This is a genomic window from Paraburkholderia sp. BL17N1 (genome assembly GCF_003634175.1).
Lineage (GTDB): Bacteria > Pseudomonadota > Gammaproteobacteria > Burkholderiales > Burkholderiaceae > Paraburkholderia.
This window is the reverse complement of record NZ_RBIW01000003.1, coordinates 500,247-525,199: the sequence shown is the minus strand read 5'-3', so window position 1 is coordinate 525,199 and position 24,953 is coordinate 500,247. Positions and strand designations below refer to the sequence as shown.

Here is a 24,953-nt window from a genome sequence, read left to right as displayed (position 1 = left end):
TGCGCACAGCCCGACACACGCATCGGCCGCACTGCAACAGGCATCGAGACAGGGAAAGCAATGGTTCGAACGAATTGGCGGCGCGGCGCGCGTGGCACCGCACGCACGGCGCCAGGTGCCGCTATGGATCAGTCGATGTAGCGCAACCCGAGTTTTTGCAGTGGTTCCCGCATCTGGTACATGTCGAGTCCCAGCACGCCGGAGGCGAGCTTCGCGCGCTTGCTCGCCTCGTTCGCTTCACGTGCACTCGCGCTTTCGAGCGTCTTCTGCGCCATTGCAAACGGGACGACGACCACACCATCCCGATCCGCGACGATCACGTCGCCGGGTGTCACGAGCGCGCCCGCGCACACCACCGGCACGTTGACGGAGCCCAGCGTCGCCTTGATGGTGCCTTTCGACGAAATCGCCTTGCTCCACACGGGAAAGCCCATCTCGGCCAGCACGCTAACGTCGCGCACGCCTGCGTCGATGACGAGGCCACATGCGCCGCGCGCTTTGAAACTGGTGGCGAGCAGATCGCCGAAATAGCCGTCGGTGCAATCGGCGGTGATGGCGGCTACCACCATGTCGCCGGGTCGGATCTGCTCGGCTGCGACGTGCAGCATCCAGTTGTCGCCGGGGTGGAGGAGCACGGTGACAGCGGTGCCCGACGCGTTCGCAGCGGGGTAGATCGGCCGCATGTAGGGCTTGAGCAGACCGGTTCTGCCCATTGCTTCGTGCACGGTGGCGCTGCCCAGTGCGCCGAGCGCGTCGGCTACCCGTTGATCAACGCGTGCGATGTTGCGATAAACGACTCCCAATTCAAACATGATCAACGTCCTTGTGCAGTGAGCGCGGCATCCAACCGCGGATACACGCGGCGCGCGTTACCTTCGTAAATCTTGAAACGCTGTTCGCTAGGCATGTCGGCAGCTTCGATGTAGCGCTTCGTGTCGTCGAAATAGTGTTGCGTGTAGGGGTCGATGCCGCGCACCGCGCCGATCATCTCGCTCGCGAACAGGATGTTGTCGACGGGAATCACCTCGGTCAGAAGATTGATGCCGGGCTGATGGTACACGCAGGTGTCGAAGAACACGTTGTTCAGCAAATGATCTTCCAGCGGCGGCTTTTTCATCTCCTGAGCCAGACCGCGGAAGCGTCCCCAGTGATACGGCACGGCGCCGCCGCCGTGCGGAATGACAAAACGCAGTGTAGGGAAGTCGTGAAAGAGGTCCGACGTGAGGCACTGCATGAACGCAGTCGTATCGGCGTTCAGATAGTGCGCGCCCGTCGTGTGAAAGCACGCATTGCAGCTCGTGCTCACGTGAATCATCGCAGGCACGTCGTACTCGACCATCTTTTCGTAAATCGGATACCAGTAGCGGTCGGACAGTGGCGGACTGGTCCAGTGGCCGCCCGACGGATCGGGATTCAGGTTGAGCGCGACGTTGCCGTACTGCTCGATGCATTTCACCATTTCGGGAATACAGCTCGCCGTATCGACTCCCTGACTCTGCGGCAGCATCGCCGCCGGAATGAAGTTCTGCGGGAACAGCTCGCTGACCCTGTAGCATAACTCGTTGCAGATCGCCGTCCAGGTACTGGACACCTCGAAGTCGCCGATGTGATGCGCCATGAAACTGGCGCGCGGACTGAACACGGTGAGATCGAGACCGCGTTCGCGCATCAGACGCAACTGGTTGGTCTCGATCGATTCGCGCAGTTCGTCGTCGCTGATCTTCAGTTCGGACGGCTTGGGGCGCTCCGACGGCTGGCCGATCGCGGCGATCTGGCGGTTGCGCCAGGCCTCCAGCGCTTTGGGCGCAGTCGTGTAGTGTCCGTGGATATCGATGATCATGAGTGGCTCCAGGGTAGTTCGGCGCGCGCATCGATACGCGCCTGAGATTGAATCTGAGGTGCTAGAACAGTACGTCGATACCGACGGTGACCGCAGTCTGGCTGGACGCGCCCGTCGGGTTCAGCGTGCTGACCACCGCGTGTTTGTACGACGTGTAGTCGATTTCGCTGTAGAGCGTGGTGCGCTTGGACAGCAGATACGCGAGCGAAATGATCGAGAGACCGCGGCGGCTTGCCTTGTCGGTCGAGACGGTGGTCTGGTAATAGCCGCCACTGAAAATAATGTCCGGCCGGATGGTCCACGCGAGACCGCCGAACGCGTTGTTCGTCACCTGGTGCGGAGCGGTCGGATTTTCCTGGTCTTCCGACATGAAGCCGCCGGAAATGCGCACCGGCCCGATCCGGTAGCCTACGCCCGCCATGTAATAGCTGTCGCTGACATACGCCATGCCGTTCAGGATATTGCGGTGCCCGTATACGCCGCCAACGTCGACCGGACCGGCGTTGTAGCTCATTCCCACCGAGCGCGTCGCTCCGCTGCTGAAGTTACCCGCGACGCCGCCGAACGAGTTGTCCACTTCGAATAACAACGGGCCGAAGTTGTTCTTGTACTTGACTGCATTGTTGTTGCGCGTGCCGTCGGAGGCGGTGGTCAACGGCAGGATTGGCGTGAAGTGAAAGCCAAACGGGTCGTAGATGCTGATGATGTCGTGCGAGATGGTGTACTGGCGGCCGAGGTCGAGCGTCCCGTACTTCTCATGGCCGATACCGACGTATGACTGCCGGTTGAATAGCGTGCCAGTGGTGTTGTCCAACTGCCCGTTGCCGAGATTGAAGCCGCTTTCGAGGCGGAAATGCGCGTTCCAGCCGTCGCCCAGATCTTCTTTGCCCAGAAAGCCGAGTTTGTTCGAACTGTAATAGCCGTTCGAGTTCATCGTCACCACACTGCCGCCGCCTTTGGCCGCGTTGGTCTGGTAGCGGACGCCGCCGTCTGCTGTGCCATATATCTGTACGCTCGACTGCGCGTGCGCAGGCAATGCGCCCAGCGTGCCAGCCGCAGCCGAGATGCCGATTCCAAAAGTTCTCCAAGCCTTTATTTTCATAATATGTCTCCGATCTGGTGTCGTTGTGTGCTGGACGTCTGTCAATGTCAGCGTCCGCCATACGATTCGTATCACTAAGTAAATCATCAGCTTTCAACCTTTGTTGCGGGTTGTTGCTGGTTGTTGCTGTTGCGGGTTTTTGCCAGGCCGGTGGCGGTTATTCATTCATGCCATCGGCCTCGGGTGCAGCGTTGCTAGTTACCTGCCGAACCGCTGCTCGTCTGAGTAAGGCGGGTGGGCGGCGCGTCCAGCGGTTTGAAGCCGGTCTTCAGCTCACGGCGCAGCGCGACGCGGTCCAGTGCCTTTTCCCAGTTTGCTACCACGATGGTCGCAACGCTGTTGCCGATGATGTTGGTGAACACGAAGCCGCTCGACATGGCCTTGTGAATACCGAGGATCAGCGCGATCGATTCGACCGGAATCGTGTTCGATGCAGCGAGCGTCGCGGCCAGCACGGCAATGGCGGCCCCCGATACACCCGCTGCGCCCTTCGACGTGAGCAACAGCACGGCGAGCAACACCAGTTGATCGTGCCAGCTCATCGGCGTGTTGGTGGCCTGGGCGAGAAAGACTGCGGCAGCGGCGAAATACAGACAGGTGCCGTCGTGATTGAACGTGTAGGCCGTTGGCAGAACCAGACCGACCACCGATTTTTCGCATCCGAGCCGCTCCAGCTTGTCGATCAGTTGCGGAAACACCGTCTCCGACGAACTCGTGCCAATCACGAGCAGGAGTTCTGCACCGATATAGCGCATCAGTCGCAGCAAGCTGAAGCCGTTGACTTTCGCGATCGGCCACAAGATCAGCAGGATGAAGAGGGCGCAGGTCAGATAGAACTCGAGTACGAGCTTGCCGAGTGAAATCAGCGTGCCAAAGCCGAACTTGCTCACAGTGAAGGCAATCGCGCCGAAAGCCGCGAGCGGGGCGATCTTCATCGTCAGGCCGATGATCCAGAAGAGCGACCCCGACACCGAGTCGATCAGATTCAACGCCGGCCTTGCTCGCTCGCCAATGGCGGCGAGCCCGAAAGCGAACAGGACGGAGAAGAACAGCACCTGCAGCACGTCGCCGCCGGCGAACGCGCTGATCGCCGTGTGCGGAATCACGTTCAGCAGGAATTCGCTCGTCGTGACGACGTGGTGGGCCTGGGCGACGTAGGTATCGACAGCGGCGGAGTGCACGTTATGCATGTCCACGTTCATGCCGACACCGGGTTTGAGCACGTTGATGACCACGAGGCCCAGCACCAATGCGAGCGAGGTCACCACCTCGAAGTAAAACAGCGCCTTGATCGCTACGCGGCCGACTTTCTTGAAGTCGTTGACGCCAGCGATGCCGCTGCACACCGTGCAGAAGATAATCGGTCCAATCAGCATCTGGATGATGCGGATGAAAGCGTCGCCAATGGGTTGCAGATTGATGCCGAACTTCGGAAAGAAGTAACCCGTGGCAACACCGATCGCCATCCCAGCGAGAACCTGGAAAGACAGGTCCCGATAGAACGGCGGCCGTTCTTTGGGTGTCGAGGCGGTGGACTTGCCGGGCAAGCTCATGGTGTCTCCTTAACAAACTGCGGCGAACTTGGGTTCGCTCAGGAATCGTGAAACGGACGAATTCGCGGCTAGCGTCCAGCGTCGCCCAGAATGTCCAGACTGTCGGCGAAAATCTCGTCGACGGTCAGCTTTCGAGGTAGTAATTGCTGCTCCTCGCAGAACGCAAGGGTCTCTTCAAGCGGCCCGCGCAGCACGTCGTAGCCGAATAACAGTTTGTCGGGTTTGCCCGCGTTCTGCTCGGCGACCCCGGCTTTGCCGCGGCACAACAGGTCATACACTGCCCGGACAGCTTGCGGATTGGCGTCGGCCACCGCTTTCGTCACGACCACCACGTGATTGATCGGCACATAGCGGTGCAGCGCGTACCACTCCAGGTCGGCTGCTGCTGCATTGTCGATCACCGGTTTGAATTCCGGTCCGTCCGGCAGATCGTTGCCGAGAATGGCGGCGTCTAGTTCTCCGTCGCGCAGCATGGTCAGCAGTTGCTTGCTGGCGCCAGCGTGGTGAACGAAAGACGGATCGGCATACTCTTCCAGATGCGCACCTTCTATCGTCACCCATTCGATCTGTTCGAGCGGTACGTTGTAGGTATCGCCGAGAATAGCGCGGACCCACATGCCGGTGGTTTGCGAATAGGCGCGCACGCCAACTCGCTTGCCTGCAAGACTGCCGACATCCAGCTTGCCGCGTCCGGCATTATAAATAATGCAGCCTTGCTGAAACCGCGCGGCCACTACCGCGGGCAACAGTACGAGCGGCTTGCCGTAGGCTTTCGCCTGCAGATACGTGACGATCGCCAACTCGCTCACGTCGTAGACCTGACGACGCGCCATCGGGGCGAACGCGCGATGGATCGGTTCGACGTCCTCGAATATGAATTCGACGGCCGGGTCGGTCAGCTTGCCGCTTTTCAACGCCTCGGTGTGCAAATAGGTCTTCAGCGCGGTCTTCAGGCGCAGCGGATGCATGGACGTGCTCACAAGCGTGTTTCCTGTTGTATTCGAAGTGGACGTATCAGGCGGCGAGCGCCGGATAAACCGTACGTGCGGTGCCACCGAAAATCGCTTCACGCGCTTCGGCGGGCAAGCTCGAGAGACTCTCGCGAGCGTCTGCGAGCAATTGCGGCAACGTGCCCTCGGCGGCGGGGAAATTTGAGCCCCACGCAATGCGATGCGCGCCGAACGCATCGAGCACACGAGGAAAGAACGCTGCGGGTGTCGATGAACCGCGCCCGGCTTCAGCGATCGTGCGATTCGTGAGCTTCAGATACACGCCTTGATGAGAAGCGAGGCTAAACAGCGGTGCGGCTGCTTCATACGGAGGGCCGCCGGCGAGTTCGGGACGTGCGAGATGATCGAGCAGCACACGGATGTCCGGAAAGCGCTCGAGCATGTTCAGCAATGCGGGGATGCCTTGCGCGGTCATCTGCAGGCAGATCGACACGTTGTGACGCTGCGCGTATTCCCATACCGGGAAAGAGCGTTCGTCGTCGAGCCAGCCGGCCTGTCCGGGCATCGTGCTGCCCGTCGTGAACAGGCGCAGGCCGGAGAGGCCCGCGTCGAGCCAGCGTTGCATTTGCGTGACGGCGTCGCTTGCCAGGACATTGATCGAAAATACGCCGGCGAAGCGATCGGCATGGCTGCGCACAGCTTCCACCACATAACTATTGTCATTGCCGTACATCGTCGACGCTTGCACGACTACGGCACAGTCGATGCCGGCTTCGTCCATCGAGGCGAGCAACCCTTCAAAGCTCACCGGGCGCTTCGCCGACCACTCCGATTGGTGGCCGCCCACTGGTGCGAGCGGATAGCGCTGTTTATCCGGGGAAATTGCGTGAGTGTGCGTGTCGATGATGACAGACATGAAGTTGCTCCTGGCTGAAAACTATTCAATGGAATGGGTGCTACTGTAAGCGCGTTATGCGTGAAGTCATCAATTCGAAGTGGCACATAAGGCATAAATTTCAGTTAATCTAAGGGTTTTCACATAGTCAAACGGGGGATGGATGGAGACGGTCGAGCGTGCATCGTTGGACGACGATCTGGCGCGATTAAGGCGTCTTTTTCTGTTCGACGCCGTGTGTGAAGTCGGTGGGATCGGACAGGCAGCGGTTCGCGCAGGACGTACGCAGCCGGCTGTCAGCGTCGCCATCAACAAGCTGGAAACCAGCTTTGGCGGTCAGTTACTCGAGCGCGGTTTCGGCGGCAGCGAATTGACGGACGAGGGCGTGATACTGCAACGGCGCGTGCGTCGCATGATCGATCAGATCGAGCGTGCCGTGATGAGTGTGACGGGACAAGCGACGGTGGCGAACGCCGCCAAGATCTGCCGCCGTCTTACCGATGCGCAGGTGCGCTGTCACATTGCCATTGCCCACGCAGGGTCGGCGGCTGAAGCGGCACTCTCGTTGGGTATCTCGCAGCCCGCAGTGCATCGCGCTGCGCGTCAGATCGAGCAGAATATCGGCGTCTCGCTTTACCGGCGGCGCGTGCACAGTGTCTCGGCGAACCCTGCAGGGATTGAATTCGCGCGCTGCCTGAGTCTCGCGCTCTGCGAGATCGCGCAGGCTGGCGAGGACTTGGCATATGCTCGCGGGCAGCTCACGGGGAAGGTGGCGATCGGCGTCTTGCCCTTGATGCCCCCGCGTCTCGTTGCGCGTGCCATTCAACGGTTGCGCGGGCGCTACCCCGCTGCGCGTGTCACGGTAGAAGAGGGCTCGCATGCGCCGTTGCTGCGGGAATTGCGCGGCGGCGGGATCGACATCATTGTCGGGGGTTTGCGCGAGCCTCGCCTCACGGGCTCCGTGCAGGAAACGGAGTTGTTTCCCGATCCTTACGTGGTGGCCGTGCGCAAGGGGCACCGGCTGGCCCGGCGCAAAGCGGTCGGCGTCCTCGATCTCGCGGATTACGACTGGGTCATGCCCCAGCATAACGTGCCGCGGCGCGCGGTAATCGATTCGATCTTCGGGCAGTTGCCGGTGAAACCGCCTCTCGTGCTCGAAACGAGTTCACTTGCGATGATGATCGCGATGCTGCAGGAGAGCAACTGCATTACCTTGCTGTCGCGTGCGCAAATTCGCGACGCCTATCCGGGCAGCGAACTGGTTGCGCTGGAACTGGAGATGCCGGAAGCAAGCCGCGCAGTCGGTTATACCGTACGCAGCGATTGGCTCGGCACGGCGCTGCAGCAGGCATTCGTCGAGGTCCTGCGGGAAGAGTGCGCGTTCGATAACGCGCGGCGCGACCGAGCACAACTACCGAATCCGGTCGTCTAAAGTCTCGCTTTTACCGGCGAGTGACTTTACAGAACGGTTAACGCATCGCGGTTTTTATTCAATAGACGTTGTAAGTCGACGATGAGACGATTGCATCACCGGAGCTTGAGTCGTGGAGCGCCAAGGCGGCAATCATGAGCTCCGGGTTGCAGCCTCGGGCGCACGCCACAGGCTTCCGTTAATCAGGCAAGGTCACCTACCCACAGCAAGCCGGAAGGCTATGCACGCCTCGTGCGGCACGGTGAACTGTTGCCGAAACATTTGCGGGTCTTGATTTTCATCTTCGTCGTCGAGCGCATTCTCGCACTGACCTATACGGGGCGCGAAACGAACGATCGTTTAAGAGGAGGCAGGAGCCATTTAGGGCTCTGGTGCAAATAGCCGGTCGGAACGATTTTACGTTTATAACTAGGATAACGTATTAAATAAAAGGACAGCATTCCGGACCGCAGCAGCATCCGTATTTTTGAGTCGTAGGCAGGCAAGGCCAAATTTTCCGTTGCGAATGCTATGCATCAACTCGATCCCCCGCGAGTGTGATCGCGGCGTTCCCGAAACGTTTGAAGCCGAGCATGGTCTTCGTCCGGGACTTGACGTTGCGATGGTCCTGTTCGATCAGATTATTCAAATACTTTGAGGATCGAATCGCGGTATCCTCGGGCAGCAGGCCGTCGGCCTTCATTTTGCCCACCGCGCGGTGCGACGCTGCATAACCATCGAGCGTGATGGTCTTCGGCGGTTGGCCCTGATGTTTGATGGCCTTGCTGAAAAAGGCTTTGGCCGCCTTCACGTCGCGCTTCGCGCGCAGCATGAAGTCCACTGTCTGGCCAGCCCGATCAACCGCCCTGTAGAGATACGCCCACCTGCCGCGAATCTTCAGGTAGGTCTCGTCGACACGCCACGTCTGTCCCGTCGGCGTGCCAAATCGATTCCAGCGCTTGACGAACTCCGGCGCATCGCGCTGCATCCAGCGCAGGATCGTCGTATGTGCGAGCGACAAACCGCGTTGAGCCATCATCTCGGCAAGATTCCGCAGACTGAGTTTGTAGCGCAGGTACCAGCGAACACACAGAATGATCACCTAACGGTCGAAGTGCCGGCCTGCGAACAGTTCCTCCAGGTTCTTCGATTTGCTCATCGTCCGCTCTCTATTCGTTCAGTCCCACACCTTAACCGATTTCACGTCGCCATTTGCACCAGAACCCTTATGCTGACCTGCAGGGCCTGCAACGTCGAACCCTACGCCTACCTTGTGCACGTGCTCACCGAACTACCGAAGCGCGAACCGCATGCCGACGTGAGTGACCTCTTACCGTTCCACTACGCGAAGCTCAAAAAAACAGCAGCGCGTTGAGCTTGACTCGGTCGCCACTTCGCAAAACCTCTATCGATCGATTTATAGCACCCTTTGCCAGCGAGATACTCTCGAACCACCTTCCCCTGGAACTTTACATCGAATTTCCTCACGGAACCTCCAAGGTTGTGTCCAACTCTTGGGGGGCAGCTTGTTCCGGGGGCGGTTCAATCGAGCTGAATAAGCGTTTCCCTCGGGTTTGAAAAAGTAGAGGGGAGTGAGAGATTAATCGCTTGGGCAAAGCGTGAATGCTCCGGTCGGCGGAGTATTAACCTAACCAACCTCTTGCTTTTGACCAAAATGAAAGTGAACAAGATTACACTTTTATTAAGCCTTTCTCTATCATGCTTCTCGCTGCTGCGACGATTGGTTCCCGGGAAGCCCGGGGAGTCCAGCCCAGCACTCTTTTAGCCTTCTCGTTCGACGATCTCTTTGCGTGGCCCAAATCGGGGATGAACGCCCGCAGTTCGGCATTGAAAAGCGCGAAAGTGCGTAGGACAAAATCAGGGATCGTGCGCGTAGGAACGCGACTACCTTGATGACCGAGGTTCGCTTTTATGATCGCCCCAATCTCTTTCAATGGGAGTGCGGGACCATTTGAAAGCAGGAAGCGTTCTCCCGCAGCTAAGGAATGCGTCATTGCCCGAATATGCGCATCCGCCACGTCACGAACGTCGACGATCGGAACAAAGAGATTGGGTACAGCCGGCATATCCTTATTGAGCATCCGTTGAACGATATAATTGGCGCCAGAGATTTCTTTGCCGATCACCAACGACCAGTCCGACGCCTAGCGATCGCGGGAAGAACCGTTACTGCAGGCACGACATGGCACACGAGCGTTGCGAACAATGCGGCAACCAGACGCCACCCTGGGACACCATACACTGCGGATCTGGCGATGGCCGCTATGAGTTGCTCTGCACTCTGTGCTTCAATGCCAGGATTGCCGAGTCCACTGGATTCACCGATTTCGAGAACGTCCGCCTTGACCCCATCCGGATGATCGACTGCCACGGGGAGCCGCACCAGTTCCATTTCCGGCTTCGGCTTTTGGGCAACCGGATGGCACTGGATGCGTTTGAGCTTCGGGGAGAGCTTCGCGCGGGCTACCGGTTCCAGTTGATCGGCGAAGCTGACGAAGATGTGTTCGTGTTGCTCGGGCGCCTCGTTGAGAAGGTGCGTCGCGCGCTGTCGGTCAGGCACATCGATTTTCATGAGCGCCGGATCATTGACAGTACGGTGCGCGGGCATATCGAATGGGATGAGACGCAGGCGGGGCGCTTGCGACTCGTGGTGATCGACGGCAAGGAGGTCTCGTGGGAGGATCTTGGGCAAATGCTCATGAGCATGGAAGGATGGCAGTTCCGGCTCGATATCGCTGACCCGAGCGAAGAGCTTTGAGTCGCGTTGCAGACGCGGCGAAACGGGCGACAAACCCTATCCCCGGACCGGTTTGCCGACCTGCCATGTACAACCTGCTGGGTGCAGCCATGGTCGCAGTCAAGCACGATGATCTTTCTTTGGCCTTTGACTTCGTCAGCTACGCGGCGCCGACGGAGCATAACGCGTATGTCTCGCTCGATACAGGCAAGATCTATTGGACTTCTGATTCCAGCGACGCGCTCGACGAGGAGATTCCTGACGACCTTGAAACTTCCGATCGCTACCTTGCGATACCGCACAGGAACGAGCTCGATCTCGGAAGACGTCTCGCCTTGCGCTTTGTCGCACAGGAGTTGCCTGCGCGTTATGACCAGGTCGAAGGACTATTCCGGCGGCAAGGAGCTTATGCGCGTTTCAAGGATTTGCTGGACCGTGAGGGCGTTCTCGAGCGCTGGTATTCGTTTGAAACCGATGCTGTCGAAAGCGCGCTGAGGCAATGGTGTGCCGAAAACGGGCTTAAGCTTCTTGACATGTGACGGATGCTGCTGGCTCTCGCAACGCCAGGTGTGCTGCTTCCGGTGATCAAACGCGGACGCGTGCTCGCACTGCTCGGTGAGCGCACGCCCATCCGGGAACAGGAAACCATCGGCTCGATCCTGATGGAAGATGCCGCGCTAGCGCCGCCGGTCGACGCAATCCTGTGCCGGAAGAATGTCACGGCGATCTGGGCAGTTCGCCGCGGCACTCGAGGCGGGACATCGACCTGCGATCCGGATGAGTCCGGCCGAGATTCTCGCATACGCTGACGGCGCGGACCGCTTGCTGGCCGGCCAGCGGGCATTCCGCCCGGCGGCGGAGCGATGCGCAGGCGTTTGCGCGCAGCGCATTTGGTCAGGACCTGCTGTCGGTTGTGCGCATCGTCGACGAACTCGGTACTGGCTATCTGCAAGCCTTGGCGCCGCGCCCGGCGACGGCAGGCGCCGCAGACTATGGGATCTCAACCGTACACCGTGCCAAGGGGCTCGAATGGAAGCGGGTCAAGGTGGCGAACGATTTTCGCCTGCGCGGTGCCGACGGCCGCCCGATGCCGGACGAGGATGAGCTTCGGCTGCTTTACGTGGCCGTGACTCGCGCGCAGTATGCACTCGATATCTCCGCATTGCGCGACGAGCGCACCGGCTTTTTAGTCTCCTGCACCAGGCCTGGCCGGCATAACAGATGAAATCCAGCGTCGACCCAGTTCCGGCACCGCGGCGATGTTCACGCAGACCACGCCCACCTGCCGCCCGCGGCACGCGACAGAAACTGGGGCTCACATGGACGTCCGGAACCGGGGTAGAACGGCATTACAGGGCTGGATGCCCATGAATCCAAGGAGATCTAATACGATGGCAGCACCGAGTTTTGTCTATACGATCTCCTGTGTCGCGAAGATGCTCCGAGAGCCGGTGGATTGGCTGGACGAACTGGCGACTCTGAACCTGGAGCCAGAGGACGGGCGTCTCGGGATCATCGACGATCTGGACGTCCCCGCCGAGCAGTTGGTCTCCGTAACCGCCTTCACGGATGCTGGAATCGAGGCACTCAAGGAGCTGGTTGCTGAAGCAAAGCGGCAGTCTGGCGGGACGGGCAGCGCAGGTAGATAGGCGCGGATCAGGACCACGCATGCACGCCCTGGCAGACCAGGGCGTCATCGCCGTCCCCACGATCGGGCAATCGTCCAGTCATCCGGGCTGATCACTGCCGCTGTGCATCGGGCAAATCGGGCCGGAGTTCCGCCTCGATCTGATCGATTGATGGCAGACCGCTTTCCAGCGATTCAGGCACATGGCGCAAAAGCTGATATTCGGCAACGCCCATTGGGTTGGCCACGCCGCGCAGCGCATATTCCGCCACGAGCCGGTTCTTTTCCTTGCACAGCAGCAGGCCAATTGTCGGCTGGTCCTCGCCCGCCTTGACCTGCGCGTCGATCGCGGACAGGTAGAAGTTCAGCTGGCCTGCATATTCGGGCTTGAACGGTGTTGTTTTCAGTTCGACGACGACGTAGCAACGCAGCTTGAGATGGTAGAAAAGCAGATCGACAAAAAACTCGTCGCCGCCTACCTCCAGCCGGTACTGGCGTCCCACGAATGCGAAGCCGGCGCCCAGTTCGAGCAGGAAGCGGGTGATGTGTTGGGTGAGCGCGCGCTCGATGTCGCGCTCCTGGGCGTTCTCGGCCAGACCGAGGAAGTCAAGGATATACGGATCCTTAAGCGCGTCGCGCGCGAGATCGGACTGCGGTGGCGGCAACCGGTCGGCGAAATTCGTGACTGCGTTGCCGGCACGCCCATGGGCGGCCGTCTCGATCTGCATGGTCAGCACGCTGCGCGACCAGCCGTGCTCGAGCGACTTTTCCGCATACCACAACCGTTGGGCGTCGTCGTTGAGCTTGTCCAGCAGTGTCACGACGTGCGACCACGGTAATTGTGCAACGGGCTGTTGCACAAATTCCGGCTGCGGGAAGGCTTGTGCCAGCGCGCGCATGTACTTGAGGTTGCGAGGCGAGAATCCGCGCATGTCGGGAAACGCTGCCTTGAGGTCGCGCGCGAGCCGGTCGACAACGCCGGCCCCCCAGCCTTGTCGCTGCTGCCTGTCGAGAATGTCGCGGCCAATCTGCCAGTACAGTGTGACCAGTTCGCGATTCGCGCTGGCCACGGCGCGCTGCCGCGCGCGCTCGACGCGCTGCTTGAGTTCGGCAAACCAGTGGTGATAATCCTCAGCCCATGCGGGCGTACCCAGATCTTTGTTCATGCGCTTTGGTAGTCGGGGCACCGGTTGTCGCGCCCGGAAGGAAATTATCGTGGGGGAACCGGCAGTCGACAAGCGGAGCCAGCGTGGAGTCGCCGCGATGATACCATCGCACCCCGTTAAAATTGTTGATAAATTATGTTATGTCAAGTTAGCGGGCGCTCAGTCAAAGTTCTCTCGAAACCTCACCTGCCTCCAGTACGGACAGCCCTCGCCCCAGCTTCGGCCTCGAAAACTGAGCTGAAACTTGGCCATCTCACTGCGGGCGTGGCTCCGAACGCGTGGTGTGAGGCAGTGCGCGTGATAAATCACGACTACGAGCTTCATGGGACGGATTGCGGGAGCATAAAGATTCAACTAAACTAAGTTTGTTAAACTAAGTTCATATGGTGCTGCCATGCATATCTACAACATCCACGAGGCCAAGACCAATCTGTCGCGGCTGATCGAGGAAACCGTCAACGGCGGCGAGCCGTTCGTTATAGCCAAGGCCGGCAAGCCATTGGTCAAGGTAATGCGCGTGGATGCCGAAGCCTCAAAGCCGCTGCGGCGCATCGGGTTCCTTAAAGGGCAGATCAAAGTACCGGCAGATTTTGACACTATGGCAGCGGACGAGATCTGCGAGATGTTTGAGGGCAAGACAACGTGAGGCTGTTGCTCGATACTCATCTGTTGCTCTGGGCTGCGGCTGACGACCCTGCCTTGTCGAACGAAGCGCGCGCTGCCATCGAGGACGCCGACAACACCCTCTGCTTCAGCGTCGCCAGCATCTGGGAAGTTGTCATCAAAAGCGCACTGGGCCGAGAGGACTTTCAGCTCGATGCACGTGTTCTTCGCAGGCACCTGCTTGATGCTGGTTATGAAGAGCTGTCGATTGAAGCACAGCATGCACTCGAAGTCGGAGCCCTCCCACCTCTTCACAAGGACCCCTTCGACCGGCTCCTCGTCGGTCAAGCGATGGCAGAAGGAATTGTGTTGCTGACCCACGATGACCAGATAAAGCGATACGATTTCGCGCCGGTACGGTACGTCTAGATCTTTTTCCGCATCTGTAGGCCCTCTTCGTCCGCTGCCGGCGCAAACCCAACATCGAGAAACTCGAGGACGAACGGGTCGCGAATCGCTTCCTCCGGCGTCATGATGTCACCCGGCTGGACATCGCCGGCTTTCCTGAGCAGCGCCGCCTTGTTGCGCGACAGCGCCAGCCGCTCGTAGAAGTGGCTGCCGATCTGGCGGTCGAGCTGGCGCACCGACCAGCCTTCGCGCAACGCTTCCGTCTCGTAAAAGGCACGGCGGCCGCCGTCTTCACGGAAAGCAGGCGCACATACGCGGACCATGGCAACGTAAAACGGGTGGCTCGCGCCATGTAATCCGGCGCCGTTGCCGTGGCGTCGACGACGTCTTTCGCCGGCAGCGATTTTCCAGACGGCGTCTGGACATTTTCGGGGGCGGCCGATTTTCCAGACACTGTCTTGAAAACCTCTGTCTCGGGCCAGGCGCCATAGAAGGCGCGCATGCTGGCCAGATTCGCCTTGCCGAACCCGCGTCCGAAACGGCGCGTCAGGGTCGTCAGCGAGCCGGGCGATCAGCGCCTGTCCATAGCCAGCACGCGCCTGCCCGCCCTGCTCACGGGCGACGATCCGCCGCCCGATCTCCCAGTAGGCGGCGGTCATCACGGCATTGACGTTGCGTGCCGCCGTGCCTCGCGCCGATTCGACGACACTGGCCACCTCCTTGTGCAGCCCGGCGTAGCCGCCAGGCGCGATTGCCACCTTCGTCATGACGCGTTGACGGCATCCTTGAGCGCCTTGCCCGCCGTGAACTTGACGGTCTTCGCCGCGGGGATCTGGATCTCGGCGCCGGTCGCCGGATTGCGGCCGACCCGTGCGGCGCGCGCACCCGCGGAAAACGAGCCGAAGCCGATCAGCTGGACGGTATCGCCCTTCGTCACCGCGCCGGTGATCGCAGCGATCACTGCGTCGATCATCTCGCCGGTCGCGGTCCTGCTTTCATCGGTTAGCGCCGCGACCGCATCCACCAGTTCCTGTTTGTTCATTGTTGATTCCTCGTCGTGGTTGGGATATCGCCACCCTACCCGATCGGCCGGCCTTCACGCAATCACGACCAGAGGGCGGTCCGGTTCTGCAGCAACCGGATCAACTCAACGTACATTGACTTCGCAATGCGCCGTCAGGGTCGGTCGGAAGCGCCACGGCACGGCAGATCAATCACGAATTTATCGCTCGTCAACGGGCGACGACCGGAAAGCGGCATGAAGAGAAATCGCCACATCTGATAACCGGCGTCATCGCGACCGATCAGGATGTCGTCGCAGATCGCCACCCAATTCATCAGGAATACAGAGTATCTCAACGGGCGATTGTTCAGGTGCTTGACCAATATGGATTTTTAGGACCGAACCGCCAGTTTTGCAGGGAAAGTACGACTACCCCGACAAATGGTGAGTCGCTTTCACAACAGGTGCGCAAGGGCACATAGAAGCTGCCCCGATGTTGGTAGTCTTTCCTGCACCAGACGCCGGAGGCATCGTGGTGAAGGCGCCGGTATGTCGTTGACCTGAGACCAGTAGAAGAACATGCAAAAAAACAGGAGGGCTTCACCATGCTGAGGTGGATCACAAACTGGGCTTCACATCACGCTCCTACCCCCGAGAAACGGTCGGAACGGGCGCTAAACGAGTTGCGTATGGAGCTGTTCCAGGCCGAGCAGCGTGTCCTCGATGCGCAGATGCATGCGGATTATTACCGCTCACGCATCGCATTTTGCGAAGCAGTTTTTAAACAAGGCATCGAACAGGTGTCCGATCAGCGCAAGCGCCAGGAAGACGCTGTTCATGAACTGCGCCCGGGACTCAGGCTCACGGCAACGCAATAGCAGGTGCGCAGTCAAACTTCAATGCATCCACCGGTTATCAGATGTTGGAAGCCGGCGTCCGGCAGTTTACTGCGTGGGGCAATACTGGCGAGGGCCGCCACGTTCTCATTGCAATCGTCCGCTATCGCGCCGCCCATTCACCGACGAAACGCGCGACGCTGCAAACGGCCGGTATCGCCCGCCGCTTGATGCAAGGCGGCGAGTTGCATCAGGAGGCTGCGCCATCGTGACGGCGCGTGACGGGTGAACCCCATTTCACTGACGAACCGTTCGATGTCCTCAAGCTGGTATCGCGCTGGGCAAGCTGCACCCGGTAGTTCATGGGATGCCAGAGCGCTTCTTTCGCCAGGTGAGCGCGCACCTGCTCGGGCGTGGGCGCGCGCGGGAGCCGCGCGCAGCGCTTCGGTCGCAGGCACCACCTTGTCACGCAGCCACGCCTCAATGGCCCTGTCGCGGGCCGCCAGGGGACGTAGCCCATCGCGGATCACTTCGCTTTCAGAAGCGTATTCGCCGCTGGCGACCTTGGTGCGAATGAGTTCGGCCAGCTCACTGGGCAGCGTAATGCTGAACCGCTGTGTGGTGCGCATGGTGCTCTCCGGGCTAACAGGATTTACTGTAATCCTGCTCCGCCGACGGGGGTGCTGGCAAGGCGCGCCGGGCTTACGCAGATGACCTGTGATGGCTGCGCGCGACGGGTCGGTGTGAAGCGCCCCGGGAATTCCGGAGGCAATTTTGCTTGAGTCATGCCGCGGTGGCTGACCCAGCGAGTTTTGCATAATAAGCGGCTTCCGCCTCGGCAGGTGGAACGTTGCCGATCGGCTCGAGCAGTCGCCGATGATTGAACCAGTCGACCCACTCGAGTGTGGCCATCTCAACGGCCTGCAGATTGCGCCACGGCCCGAGCCGATGGATCACTTCCGCCTTGTACAGTCCGTTGATCGTTTCGGCCAGAGCATTATCGTAGGAGTCGCCCACGCTGCCCACGGACGGCTCAATGCCGGCTTCGGCCAGACGATCCGTATAGCGAATCGAAACGTACTGCACGCCGCGGTCGCTGTGATGGATCAGCCCGTCCTTCGCCGGCTGTCGTTCGTACAGGGCCTGCTCCAGCGCGTCCAGCACGAAGTCCGTGTGCGCCGACGCCGACACACGCCAGCCGACAATGCGTCGGGCAAACACGTCGATGATGAACGCGACATAGACGAAGCCCTGCCAGCTCGATACATACGTAAAATCTGACACCCACAGCGCATTGGGTCGTTCTGCCTTGAACTGCCGCTGCACGCGGTCCAGCGGACACGGCGTCGAGCGGTCGCTGACGGTTGTCCTGATGAACCTGCCGCGCCGCACACCCCGCAGACCGAGCTTCTTCATCAACCGCTCTACCGTGCACCGGGCCACCTCGATGCCTTCTCGTGCGAGTTGCCGCCAGACCTTGCGTACCCCGTATACCTGGAAGTTCGCTTCCCACACGCGCCGGATTTCCCCGCACAGCATCGCGTCACGCTGGGCCCGCGCAGGCACGCGTGCTGGATCGGCGCGCCGAGCCTTATGCTGGTAATACGTCGACGGGGCGATCGGCAGCACCCTGCAAATCGGCTCGACCCCATAGACCTGCCGGTGATCATCGATGAACGTGATCATCACTTCGGTCGGCGGTCGAGCTCCGCCTGTGCGAAATACGCCGATGCCTTGCGCAGGATCTCATTGACCTGGCGCAACTCGCGAACCTCCCGCTCCAGCGCTTTCAGGCGTTCCTGATCCGCAGTGTCGCCATCGGCACGCAAGCCCCGATTGCGTTCGTCCTGTCGTACCCAGTTACGCAGCGTCTCGCCGGAACAGCCCATCTTGGCAGCAATCGACGCGATCACCTTCCATTGCGATTCATGTTCGCCGCGGTGCTCGTGGACCATCCTGACTGCCCGTTCACGCACTTCCGGCGAATACCTCGGTGACTTCTTCTTGACGTTTTCCATAGCTCCATTTTCTCAAGATTTGGAGTCTCCGGAAAACTCGGGGCGCTTCAAATATCAGTGCCCCGAACAACGTAGACGACAGACTCGGCAATGTTGGTCGCATGGTCGCCGATACGTTCGATGGCCTTCGCGATAAACAGGTACTCGAGCCCCGTCGAGATTGTTCGTGGGTCTTCCATCATGTATGTCACCAGATTGCGCACGAATGCCCGGAACTCCTTATCGACGGCTTCGTCCTCCCGAACAATCTGTGCAGCTCCAACCGCATCCATTCGCGCAAATGCATCCAGCGCTTTGTGCAGAATCTTTAAGGCCATTTCACCGGAGATTTTGATTTCAGCGATGTTGAACGCTCGGGGAGCACCATCCCTGTGAATTCGGCGCATGCGTTTTACCAACTTTCGCGCTTCGTCGCCCGCGCGCTCCAGGTTGGTAATGCACTGTGAAGTGGCCAGCAGGAATCGCAGGTCACGAGCGGCGGGCTGTCGACGCGCAATGATATGGCTGACTTCCTCGTCGATTGCGATTTCCATCGCATTGAGCCGATGTTCACCCTCAAGGACGGCAGCCACCAGCGCCCCATCGAATTCGTTCAGAACCGCCAGCGCAAGCGCGGTTTGAGATTCCACGAGTCCACCCATTTCGAGCAGTCTCGATGAAAGAAGGTTGAGATCCGCCTCAAAACTGCTGGAAAGGTGCTTTTCTGACATGTTGACTTCTCCGCGCAACGCCCGGGACGCAGTTATGAGTGCCGCTGCGTCCATTTCACCAGAAACCATTCCGTTGGCCCGGCCCCAGAGCGCCCCTGCAATCAGAGTCCCACATCGTCACGACCTAGAAAACCGTATATACCGTATCATCGTACGCTTCGCGTTCGATGTTCACAACAACAAATGTTGCGGGTCGCCGGGAGTACCAAGACCGGGGTGCATACGGAAATATCAACGGGCACTCCATTCTTTTCGCGCTCTGATGTGCGTAGCCATGGCGGCATTCGCGGAGCGGAGCAGAGTTCGGTTTTCCAGTGGTCGCGCTTTCGTATTTGGATACGGACACTTGCACGAAATTCCGCCAGCTGTCACGGAGTGACAGGTACCGGTACCGTTGCGATGGTTATCGCCGCTGCACCTGGTTTCGGTCCGTCCGTTTCGCTACGTATAGTGCGCGGTCCGCTCGCGACAGTGCGCCGCGCGCATCGTCAGAAGGCAGGACCTCGCACACCCCGGCAGAAAACGCGTAGCGAATTCTCCGTCCCGCGCTTGTCCAGACTGTACGTCCAGACATCTCATGTCGCACTCGCTCGATGGCGGCCGACGCTTCGTCCAGCGATGCACCTGGAAGAACCATGAGAAACTCGTCGCCGTCAATGCGGCCAACAATATCCGACCCGCGTACAGCACCAAGGATGGTCTGCGCAAAGTCCCGCAGAATATGCCTGTATTACGGCGGCGACCAGTTCCCGTTCGCTCGAACTACCGGTAATCTCTCGGCATTGATCGAGCGCGCCAGCGTGCTGGTCTCGAACAACAGCGGGCCGGTGCATCTGGCTTCCGCATTGAAGACGCCCGTGGTCGATCTCTACGCGCTCACCAATCCCCAGCACACGCCCTGGCAAACGCCGCACCGCGTGCTGTTCCGCGATGTCGAATGCCGCTGGTGTTATCGCAGCGTGTGTCCGCAGCAGCATCACGCCTGTCTGCTCGGCGTCGCACCCGCCGAAGTCGCGCGGGCCGCCTTCGAATTGCGCGGCGTGCCGAATGCGCGCGGCGAGACTCTCCGATCCGAAGCTCCGACAGCAACCGTCGGCGCGACGCCGCCCGCCGAACAATCTCTCGCCCTTTGAAAATCCTTCTTTATTGCGAGCCATCATGTACACACTCGGAATCAACGCGGTCTATCACGATAGTGCAGCCGCCTTATTGCGCGACGGCGTGGTATTGGCCGCCGCCGAAGATGAGCGCTTCACGCACGTCAAACACGCCAAACGCCCCGTGCCGTTCTCGACGTGGCAACTGCCCTTCGACGCCATCGACTATTGCCTGAATACCGCCGGCATCACGCTCGCGGAAGTCGATCACGTGGCCTACTCGTACGACCCGAACCTGTTCGGCGGCATGCCGAGCCGGCCAGGCGCGGTTATCGAATTGCCTTTCGATCCGGCTGGCACGCGCCTTAGCGATCCATCGGCGTCGCCATGGGACCCTCTGTTTCTCAGCTACATTGCCAACGCTCGGGCGCAGTTGCTCGACGGCGTGCCACATCATCTGAAGAAGCGTTTTCAGGGCGTGGACCGCGACAAGGGCTTCAAATGGCATTTCGTCGGTCACCATCTCGCGCACGAAGCCAGCGCCTTTCTTGCCGCTCCGTTTGACGACACGGCCGTGCTCACCATGGACGGTCGCGGCGAAGGCGTGACCACCAGCATGGGGCAATTTGTCGGCGGCGAATATAGACGGCTCAAGCAGGTGGAATTGCCGCACTCGCTGGGTTTGCTCTACGAAGCCGTAACGGACTGGCTCGGCTTTCTGCATTCTTCGGATGAGTACAAGGTGATGGCGCTCGCCTCGTACGGCAAGCCGGAGTACCTCGACGTATTCCGCGAGATAGTCCGCTTCCGCAGCGACGGAACGTATACCGTCGAGGCGCCGCGTCTCGTTGAACGCTTCGGTCCGGCACGCGAACGCGGAGCAACGCTGGAGCAGCGTCACTTCGACATTGCGCATTCGTTGCAGCGGGTGCTGGAAGAAACCGTGTTGCAACTCGCCGGGTGGCTGCATCGGCAAACCGGTTTGAGCAAACTCAGCATGGCCGGCGGCGTGGCGCTGAACTGCGTCATGAACTCGAAGCTGCGTGACGCCGGTCCGTTCGACGAAGTCTGGGTCCAGCCCGCAGCCGGTGACGCGGGCACCGCATTGGGCGCCACGCTATGGACCGATTATCGCGAGCGCGCCGCGCGCGGCGACCGCACGCGTCACTGGAAAATGGATCATGCGTACCTCGGACCCGAATATAGCGAAGCGGAAATCGAACAGTTTCTGACATGGTCGAAAATCCCCTACTGGCGCTTGAACGACATTGCAGGCGACACCGCCAGCCTGCTCGCGGACGGCAAGGTGATCGGCTGGTATCAGGGCCGAACGGAATTCGGCCCTCGCGCGCTCGGCGCGCGCTCGATTCTCGCCTCGCCGGTCGATTCGCGCATGCAGGCCAGGCTTAACGAGATCAAGGACCGCGAAGACTTTCGCCCAGTCGCGCCAGTCGTCATGGAAGAGCATGCAAACGAATGGTTCGTGGACGGGCGCGTTGCGCCGTTCATGCTGTTCGTGTTCGACGTGCGCGCGGATAAGGCGGAACGCATTCCGGCAGTTCGTCACGTGGACGGCACCGCGCGCGTGCAAACCGTGAACCGCTCGCAGCATCCGCTGTATTACGACCTGCTCGATGCGTTCAGACAGCGCACGGGCGTGCCGATTCTCGTCAATACTTCGTTCAATACACGCGGCGAGCCAATGGTGAATTCTCCACGCGATGCCGTCGAGTCGTTCTGGACTTCGCCGCTGGACGCGCTCGTGATCGGGCCGTTTCTCGTCGAAATAGCGGGAGCCACCGCATGAGTTCGCCCACTGCCGGTTCGGCGGAATACGGCGCCTGGCGCGCCGCCTCGCCAGGTGGGAGCGGAGCGGCTTCGGCTAGTGTCGCGGAGCAAGTTGCGCAGTTTGCCGCAAAGGCGCGTCTCTGTGGTCGTGCCGACGTACCGTCGTCCCGACATGCTCGCAACGTGCCTCGACGCACTCTGCAAGCAGAATCTCCCGGCGGACCAGTACGAAATCTTTGTCTGCGACGACGGTCCCGACGACGCCACGCACGCTTGCGTCGCGCGCTTCGCCGCGACACAGGCCGAGCGAGGACTCGCGGTGCACTACGTGCCGGTCACACGCACTCAAGGCCCGGCCGGCGCACGTAACGCCGGATGGCGGCGGGCACGCTCGCCGTTGATTGCCTTCACCGACGACGACACCCTGCCGGACCCGAACTGGCTCACCGCAGGCATCGCGGCGCTCGGAAACGGCGCTGCAGCCGCATCGGGAAAAATCGTCGTGCCCTTGCCCGACCTGCCGACCGACTACGAAGCCGACGCCAGCGGCCTCGAACGCGCGGAGTTCGCCACAGCGAACGCTTTCGTGGCGCGCGAGTATCTCGTGCTGACCGGCGGATTTGACGAACGCTTCACGTCCGCGTGGCGTGAAGACTCCGACCTGCAATTCATGCTGTTGCAGGCGGGCGGCGAGATCGTGAAGGCGGCCAACGCGCTGGTCGTGCATCCGGTACGCCCTGCACGTTGGGGCCTGAGCATTTCGCAGCAAAAGAAAAGTCAGTTCGACGCATTGCTTTACAAGAAGCATCCGCAGCTATTCAGAACGCGCATTCGCGCGACGCCGCCGCTGTTGTACTACGCAATCCTCTGCGCGGTGTTAACTGCATGCGTTGCCGTGCTAACGGGCCGCGATGCTGTCGCGCTCGTCGCGCTGATCGTATGGCTTGGGTTGACCGGTTACTTCTGCGCGATGCGTTTGCGCGGACGCGATCGAAGTTGGCGGCACATTCTCGAAATGGCGTGGACGTCGATTCCGATTCCATTTCTGTCGATCTACTGGCGGCTCTATGGCGCCTGCCGCTTCAAGGTGTTCTTTCCATGAATCCACCCACGTTTCTGGGCGCGCTCGCGCCGCGCCGCATCGTCGTGTTTCGCGCACTGCAACTCGGTGACATGCTTTGCGCCGTCCCCGCGTTGCGCGCCTTACGCCGCGCGGTGCCGCACGCACATATTGCGCTGATCGGCTTGCCATGGGCACAAACGTTCGTCGAGCGCTATGTGGAGCTCGTCGATGAACTGATCGTGTTTCCTGGCGCAATGGGCTTTCCGGAACAGCCGGAGACAGACGCCGGTCTGCCGGACTTTTTCGCACAGATGCGCGCCCGGCGATTCGACCTCGCGATTCAGTTGCATGGCAGCGGTGGTGTCGCCAACGACCTGCTGCGCGAATTTGGCGCGACGGCTCAAGCAGGCTTCGTGCAACCCGATGAAGTGGAACGGTCCGGATGTTTCATCGGCTGGCCCGACGACCTGCCCGAAGTCGAACGCTATCTCGCGCTAATGGAAGCCCTGGGCGCGCCAGGAAGCGAGCGCCGGCTGGCGTTTCCGTTGAACCACCGGGACCGCGACGAATATGCCACGCTCGCCGCGACACACGGCGTGGAACCAACGCGCCTCGTGCTGGTTCACCCCGGCGCGCAGTTGCCCTCGCGCCGCTGGCCGGCGGAACGCTTCGCCGCCGTCGCCGACAACCTAGCCGCCGACGGCTGGCAGATCGCCATCACCGGAACGGCCGCCGAGGCGCCGCTGACCAGTGCGGTGCTGGGCGCGATGACTTCGCCGGCGTTGCATCTGGCGGGCGCCACCTCGCTCGGCGGACTGGCGGCGCTGGTCGCGCAGGCGCGCCTCGTGGTATGCAACGACACCGGCATTTCCCACATCGCCGCGGCGCTCAAGACGGCTTCGGTAGTGATTGCGTCGGGCAGCGACACGCGCCGCTGGGCGCCGTCGGATCACGCGCAGCACCGCGTACTCGCCGACTATCCGCCATGCCGCCCCTGCATGTTTCGCGAATGCCCGTACGGTCATCCGTGCGCTTTGAACATCAGCGTCGAACAGGTCGTGCAAACCGCGCGCGTCCAACTCGCGCTCGCGCCGGGCGCCGAACCGGGTGCGCCCAACGCGTTGCACGGAGACGGCGGACTCACAGAGGAAATTCATCATGCCGCGTAACTGCCGTCGGCTACGCGTTCTGACGTGGCACGTCCACGGCAACTACCTTTACTACCTGACCCAGACGCCGCACGACTTTTATGTCGTAACGAAGCCAGGTAATCCGCCCGGTTACGCGGGCAAAGTCGGCGTACTGCCGTGGGACGACAACGTGCATGAGATCAGTGCCGACGAAGTGGCCAACGCGCAGTTCGACGTGGTGCTGTATCAGCACAAAAGCCATTGGGAAACCGACAGGGAGCAGTTGTTGAGCCCGGCGCAGCAGCGCCTGCCGCGCGTCTATATCGAGCACGATCCACCGCAGGAGATCCCTTTCCAGCAAATGCACTGGGTCGAGGATCCTCACACTTTGCTGGTTCACGTCACGCACTTCAACCGGCTCATGTGGGACTCGGGCGTTACGCCCACGCGTGTTATCGAGCACGGTGTCGTCGTTCCCCATAACGTGCGTTACAACGGCGAACTCGAACGCGGCATTGTCGTGGTCAATCATCTCGCCCAGCGCGGGCGCCGGCTCGGCGCGGACGTTTTCACCGAGGCGCGTACGCGTGTCCCGCTCGATCTCGTGGGCATGGACGCAGAGCGGCTGGGTGGAATCGGCGAGATCGGCAATCTCGATCTGGCGGCATTCAGCGCGCGCTACCGTTTTTTCTTCAATCCGATTCGCTGGACCAGTCTTGGCCTTGCCATCGTGGAGGCGATGACGATCGGCATGCCCATTATCGGTCTCGCCACCACCGAACTCGCCACGGTGATACGCAATGGCGAAAACGGCTTTATTCACACCGACGTCGACGCGCTGGTGGATATCATGACCTCGCTGCTGCGCAATCCCGCCGAAGCACGGCGGCTTGGCGAAGGCGCGCGGCGCACCGCACTGGAGCGCTTTCATATCGACCGTTTCGCGCAGGACTGGCACGACACGCTCTTACAGGTAACCGCTTGATTCGCCGTCC

General features: G+C 60.6%; 25 protein-coding genes, 4 pseudogenes and 1 other annotated feature. Of the genes and pseudogenes, 15 read left to right on the top strand and 14 right to left on the bottom strand.

Going from position 1 to position 24,953, the window contains the following annotated elements:
* Positions 1-128 precede the first annotated feature (128 nt).
* The 6 genes from ligK to B0G82_RS38310 all read right to left on the bottom strand — a co-directional run bounded on the left by ligK (position 129) and on the right by B0G82_RS38310 (position 6,361).
* Entirely contained in the window at positions 129-812 is a 684-nt protein-coding gene (gene ligK / locus B0G82_RS38335; RefSeq protein WP_121311405.1) for a 4-carboxy-4-hydroxy-2-oxoadipate aldolase/oxaloacetate decarboxylase, read from the bottom strand.
* Between the two features lie 2 nt (positions 813-814).
* A complete protein-coding gene (locus B0G82_RS38330) occupies positions 815-1,840 on the bottom strand; it encodes an amidohydrolase family protein (protein WP_121311404.1) in 1,026 nt (341 codons plus the stop codon).
* Positions 1,841-1,901: 61 nt separating this feature from the next.
* Positions 1,902-2,942, bottom strand: coding sequence for a porin (locus B0G82_RS38325; protein ID WP_121311403.1), 1,041 nt, complete (start codon positions 2,940-2,942; stop codon positions 1,902-1,904).
* A 194-nt stretch (positions 2,943-3,136) separates the two neighbouring features.
* On the bottom strand, positions 3,137-4,495 hold the full coding sequence (gene dctA, locus B0G82_RS38320) for a C4-dicarboxylate transporter DctA (RefSeq protein ID WP_121311402.1): 1,359 nt from the start codon (positions 4,493-4,495) through the stop codon (positions 3,137-3,139).
* Positions 4,496-4,563: 68 nt separating this feature from the next.
* Positions 4,564-5,475 (bottom strand): hypothetical protein, encoded by a 912-nt coding sequence (locus tag B0G82_RS38315; protein WP_241975131.1) that lies wholly within the window; start codon positions 5,473-5,475, stop codon positions 4,564-4,566.
* Between the two features lie 34 nt (positions 5,476-5,509).
* A complete protein-coding gene (locus B0G82_RS38310; RefSeq protein ID WP_121311400.1) occupies positions 5,510-6,361 on the bottom strand; it encodes an amidohydrolase family protein in 852 nt (283 codons plus the stop codon).
* A 166-nt stretch (positions 6,362-6,527) separates the two neighbouring features.
* On the opposite strand from B0G82_RS38310, the gene B0G82_RS38305 reads away from it, so the two are divergent.
* Positions 6,528-7,772, top strand: coding sequence for a LysR substrate-binding domain-containing protein (locus B0G82_RS38305; protein ID WP_241975130.1), 1,245 nt, complete (start codon positions 6,528-6,530; stop codon positions 7,770-7,772).
* A 408-nt stretch (positions 7,773-8,180) separates the two neighbouring features.
* Here B0G82_RS38305 and B0G82_RS38300 read toward each other — a convergent pair.
* Positions 8,181-8,853, bottom strand: a protein-coding gene (locus B0G82_RS38300) for an IS6 family transposase (RefSeq protein ID WP_241975129.1) whose coding sequence is annotated in 2 segments (ribosomal slippage) — positions 8,181-8,300 and positions 8,302-8,853 — 672 coding nt in all. Because the reading frame shifts where the segments join, the coding sequence is not laid out codon by codon here.
* A 120-nt stretch (positions 8,854-8,973) separates the two neighbouring features.
* On the opposite strand from B0G82_RS38300, the pseudogene B0G82_RS38295 reads away from it, so the two are divergent.
* Positions 8,974-9,126 (top strand): annotated as a pseudogene (locus B0G82_RS38295) (transposase domain-containing protein); the annotation flags it as partial.
* 316 nt (positions 9,127-9,442) lie between these two features.
* On the opposite strand, the gene B0G82_RS38290 reads toward B0G82_RS38295, so the two are convergent.
* Positions 9,443-9,901 carry a hypothetical protein gene (locus B0G82_RS38290; RefSeq protein ID WP_147439644.1) on the bottom strand — a complete coding sequence of 153 codons (459 nt, stop codon included), beginning with the start codon at positions 9,899-9,901 and terminating at the stop codon, positions 9,443-9,445.
* A 53-nt stretch (positions 9,902-9,954) separates the two neighbouring features.
* On the opposite strand from B0G82_RS38290, the gene B0G82_RS38285 reads away from it, so the two are divergent.
* From B0G82_RS38285 to B0G82_RS38270, 5 genes are all read left to right on the top strand, one after another.
* On the top strand, positions 9,955-10,530 hold the full coding sequence (locus B0G82_RS38285; RefSeq protein WP_121311397.1) for a hypothetical protein: 576 nt from the start codon (positions 9,955-9,957) through the stop codon (positions 10,528-10,530).
* A gap of 65 nt (positions 10,531-10,595) precedes the next feature.
* The gene (locus B0G82_RS38280) at positions 10,596-11,048 is read left to right on the top strand and encodes a hypothetical protein (protein ID WP_241975128.1); all 453 of its coding nucleotides are present in this window, start codon (positions 10,596-10,598) and stop codon (positions 11,046-11,048) included.
* 3 nt (positions 11,049-11,051) lie between these two features.
* Positions 11,052-11,318 (top strand): hypothetical protein, encoded by a 267-nt coding sequence (locus B0G82_RS40930; protein WP_241975127.1) that lies wholly within the window; start codon positions 11,052-11,054, stop codon positions 11,316-11,318.
* Positions 11,319-11,422: 104 nt separating this feature from the next.
* Positions 11,423-11,734 (top strand): ATP-binding domain-containing protein, encoded by a 312-nt coding sequence (locus tag B0G82_RS40925; protein WP_241975126.1) that lies wholly within the window; start codon positions 11,423-11,425, stop codon positions 11,732-11,734.
* 166 nt (positions 11,735-11,900) lie between these two features.
* A complete protein-coding gene (locus tag B0G82_RS38270; protein ID WP_121311396.1) occupies positions 11,901-12,158 on the top strand; it encodes a hypothetical protein in 258 nt (85 codons plus the stop codon).
* A 91-nt stretch (positions 12,159-12,249) separates the two neighbouring features.
* Here the strand turns inward: B0G82_RS38270 and B0G82_RS38265 are convergent, their stop codons facing one another.
* Positions 12,250-13,302, bottom strand: coding sequence for a PDDEXK nuclease domain-containing protein (locus tag B0G82_RS38265; protein WP_121311395.1), 1,053 nt, complete (start codon positions 13,300-13,302; stop codon positions 12,250-12,252).
* A 394-nt stretch (positions 13,303-13,696) separates the two neighbouring features.
* On the opposite strand from B0G82_RS38265, the gene B0G82_RS38260 reads away from it, so the two are divergent.
* Together B0G82_RS38260 and B0G82_RS38255 are read left to right on the top strand one after the other, a co-directional pair.
* Entirely contained in the window at positions 13,697-13,948 is a 252-nt protein-coding gene (locus B0G82_RS38260) for a type II toxin-antitoxin system Phd/YefM family antitoxin (protein WP_121311394.1), read from the top strand.
* The gene (locus tag B0G82_RS38255) at positions 13,945-14,334 is read left to right on the top strand and encodes a type II toxin-antitoxin system VapC family toxin (RefSeq protein WP_121311393.1); all 390 of its coding nucleotides are present in this window, start codon (positions 13,945-13,947) and stop codon (positions 14,332-14,334) included. Before B0G82_RS38260 ends, B0G82_RS38255 begins: the two co-directional genes overlap by 4 nt.
* Here the strand turns inward: B0G82_RS38255 and B0G82_RS38250 are convergent.
* The gene (locus tag B0G82_RS38250) at positions 14,331-15,080 is read right to left on the bottom strand and encodes a DUF1016 N-terminal domain-containing protein (protein ID WP_347237588.1); all 750 of its coding nucleotides are present in this window, start codon (positions 15,078-15,080) and stop codon (positions 14,331-14,333) included. The two genes, B0G82_RS38255 and B0G82_RS38250, sit on opposite strands and share 4 nt — an antisense overlap.
* A pseudogene (locus B0G82_RS38245) lies at positions 15,077-15,370 on the bottom strand (HU family DNA-binding protein); the annotation flags it as partial. The pseudogene B0G82_RS38245 and the gene B0G82_RS38250, both read right to left, overlap by 4 nt.
* 551 nt (positions 15,371-15,921) lie before the next feature.
* Here B0G82_RS38245 and B0G82_RS38240 point away from each other — a divergent pair.
* Positions 15,922-16,194, top strand: coding sequence for a hypothetical protein (locus B0G82_RS38240; RefSeq protein ID WP_121311392.1), 273 nt, complete (start codon positions 15,922-15,924; stop codon positions 16,192-16,194).
* A 377-nt stretch (positions 16,195-16,571) separates the two neighbouring features.
* Here the strand turns inward: B0G82_RS38240 and B0G82_RS40920 are convergent.
* The 3 genes and pseudogenes from B0G82_RS40920 to phoU all read right to left on the bottom strand — a co-directional run.
* A pseudogene (locus B0G82_RS40920) lies at positions 16,572-16,781 on the bottom strand (type II toxin-antitoxin system ParD family antitoxin); the annotation flags it as partial.
* Positions 16,782-16,935: 154 nt separating this feature from the next.
* Positions 16,936-18,170 (bottom strand): IS3 family transposase gene (locus tag B0G82_RS38225; RefSeq protein ID WP_241975125.1). Its coding sequence is split into 2 segments (ribosomal slippage): positions 16,936-17,867 and positions 17,867-18,170, totalling 1,236 coding nucleotides; the frame shifts between segments, so codons are not numbered across the junction.
* Positions 17,764-17,880, bottom strand: a sequence feature (AL1L pseudoknot). It overlaps the preceding gene by 117 nt.
* A gap of 47 nt (positions 18,171-18,217) precedes the next feature.
* Positions 18,218-18,880 carry a phosphate signaling complex protein PhoU gene (gene phoU, locus B0G82_RS38220; RefSeq protein WP_121311390.1) on the bottom strand — a complete coding sequence of 221 codons (663 nt, stop codon included), beginning with the start codon at positions 18,878-18,880 and terminating at the stop codon, positions 18,218-18,220.
* A gap of 773 nt (positions 18,881-19,653) precedes the next feature.
* Between phoU and B0G82_RS38210 the strand changes: the two are divergent.
* From B0G82_RS38210 to B0G82_RS38190, 5 genes and pseudogenes are all read left to right on the top strand, one after another.
* A pseudogene (locus B0G82_RS38210) lies at positions 19,654-20,013 on the top strand (glycosyltransferase family 9 protein); the annotation flags it as partial.
* A 25-nt stretch (positions 20,014-20,038) separates the two neighbouring features.
* Entirely contained in the window at positions 20,039-21,784 is a 1,746-nt protein-coding gene (locus B0G82_RS38205; RefSeq protein WP_121311388.1) for a carbamoyltransferase C-terminal domain-containing protein, read from the top strand.
* A gap of 78 nt (positions 21,785-21,862) precedes the next feature.
* Entirely contained in the window at positions 21,863-22,867 is a 1,005-nt protein-coding gene (locus B0G82_RS38200; protein ID WP_277872821.1) for a glycosyltransferase, read from the top strand.
* Positions 22,864-23,997: a glycosyltransferase family 9 protein gene (locus B0G82_RS38195; protein ID WP_121311387.1), complete on the top strand. Its 1,134-nt coding sequence runs from the start codon at positions 22,864-22,866 to the stop codon at positions 23,995-23,997. The genes B0G82_RS38200 and B0G82_RS38195 overlap by 4 nt, the downstream gene beginning before the upstream one ends.
* Positions 23,987-24,943, top strand: a complete 957-nt coding sequence (locus tag B0G82_RS38190) for a glycosyltransferase family 4 protein (RefSeq protein ID WP_121311386.1) — start codon at positions 23,987-23,989, stop codon at positions 24,941-24,943. The genes B0G82_RS38195 and B0G82_RS38190 overlap by 11 nt, the downstream gene beginning before the upstream one ends.
* Positions 24,944-24,953 lie beyond the last annotated feature (10 nt).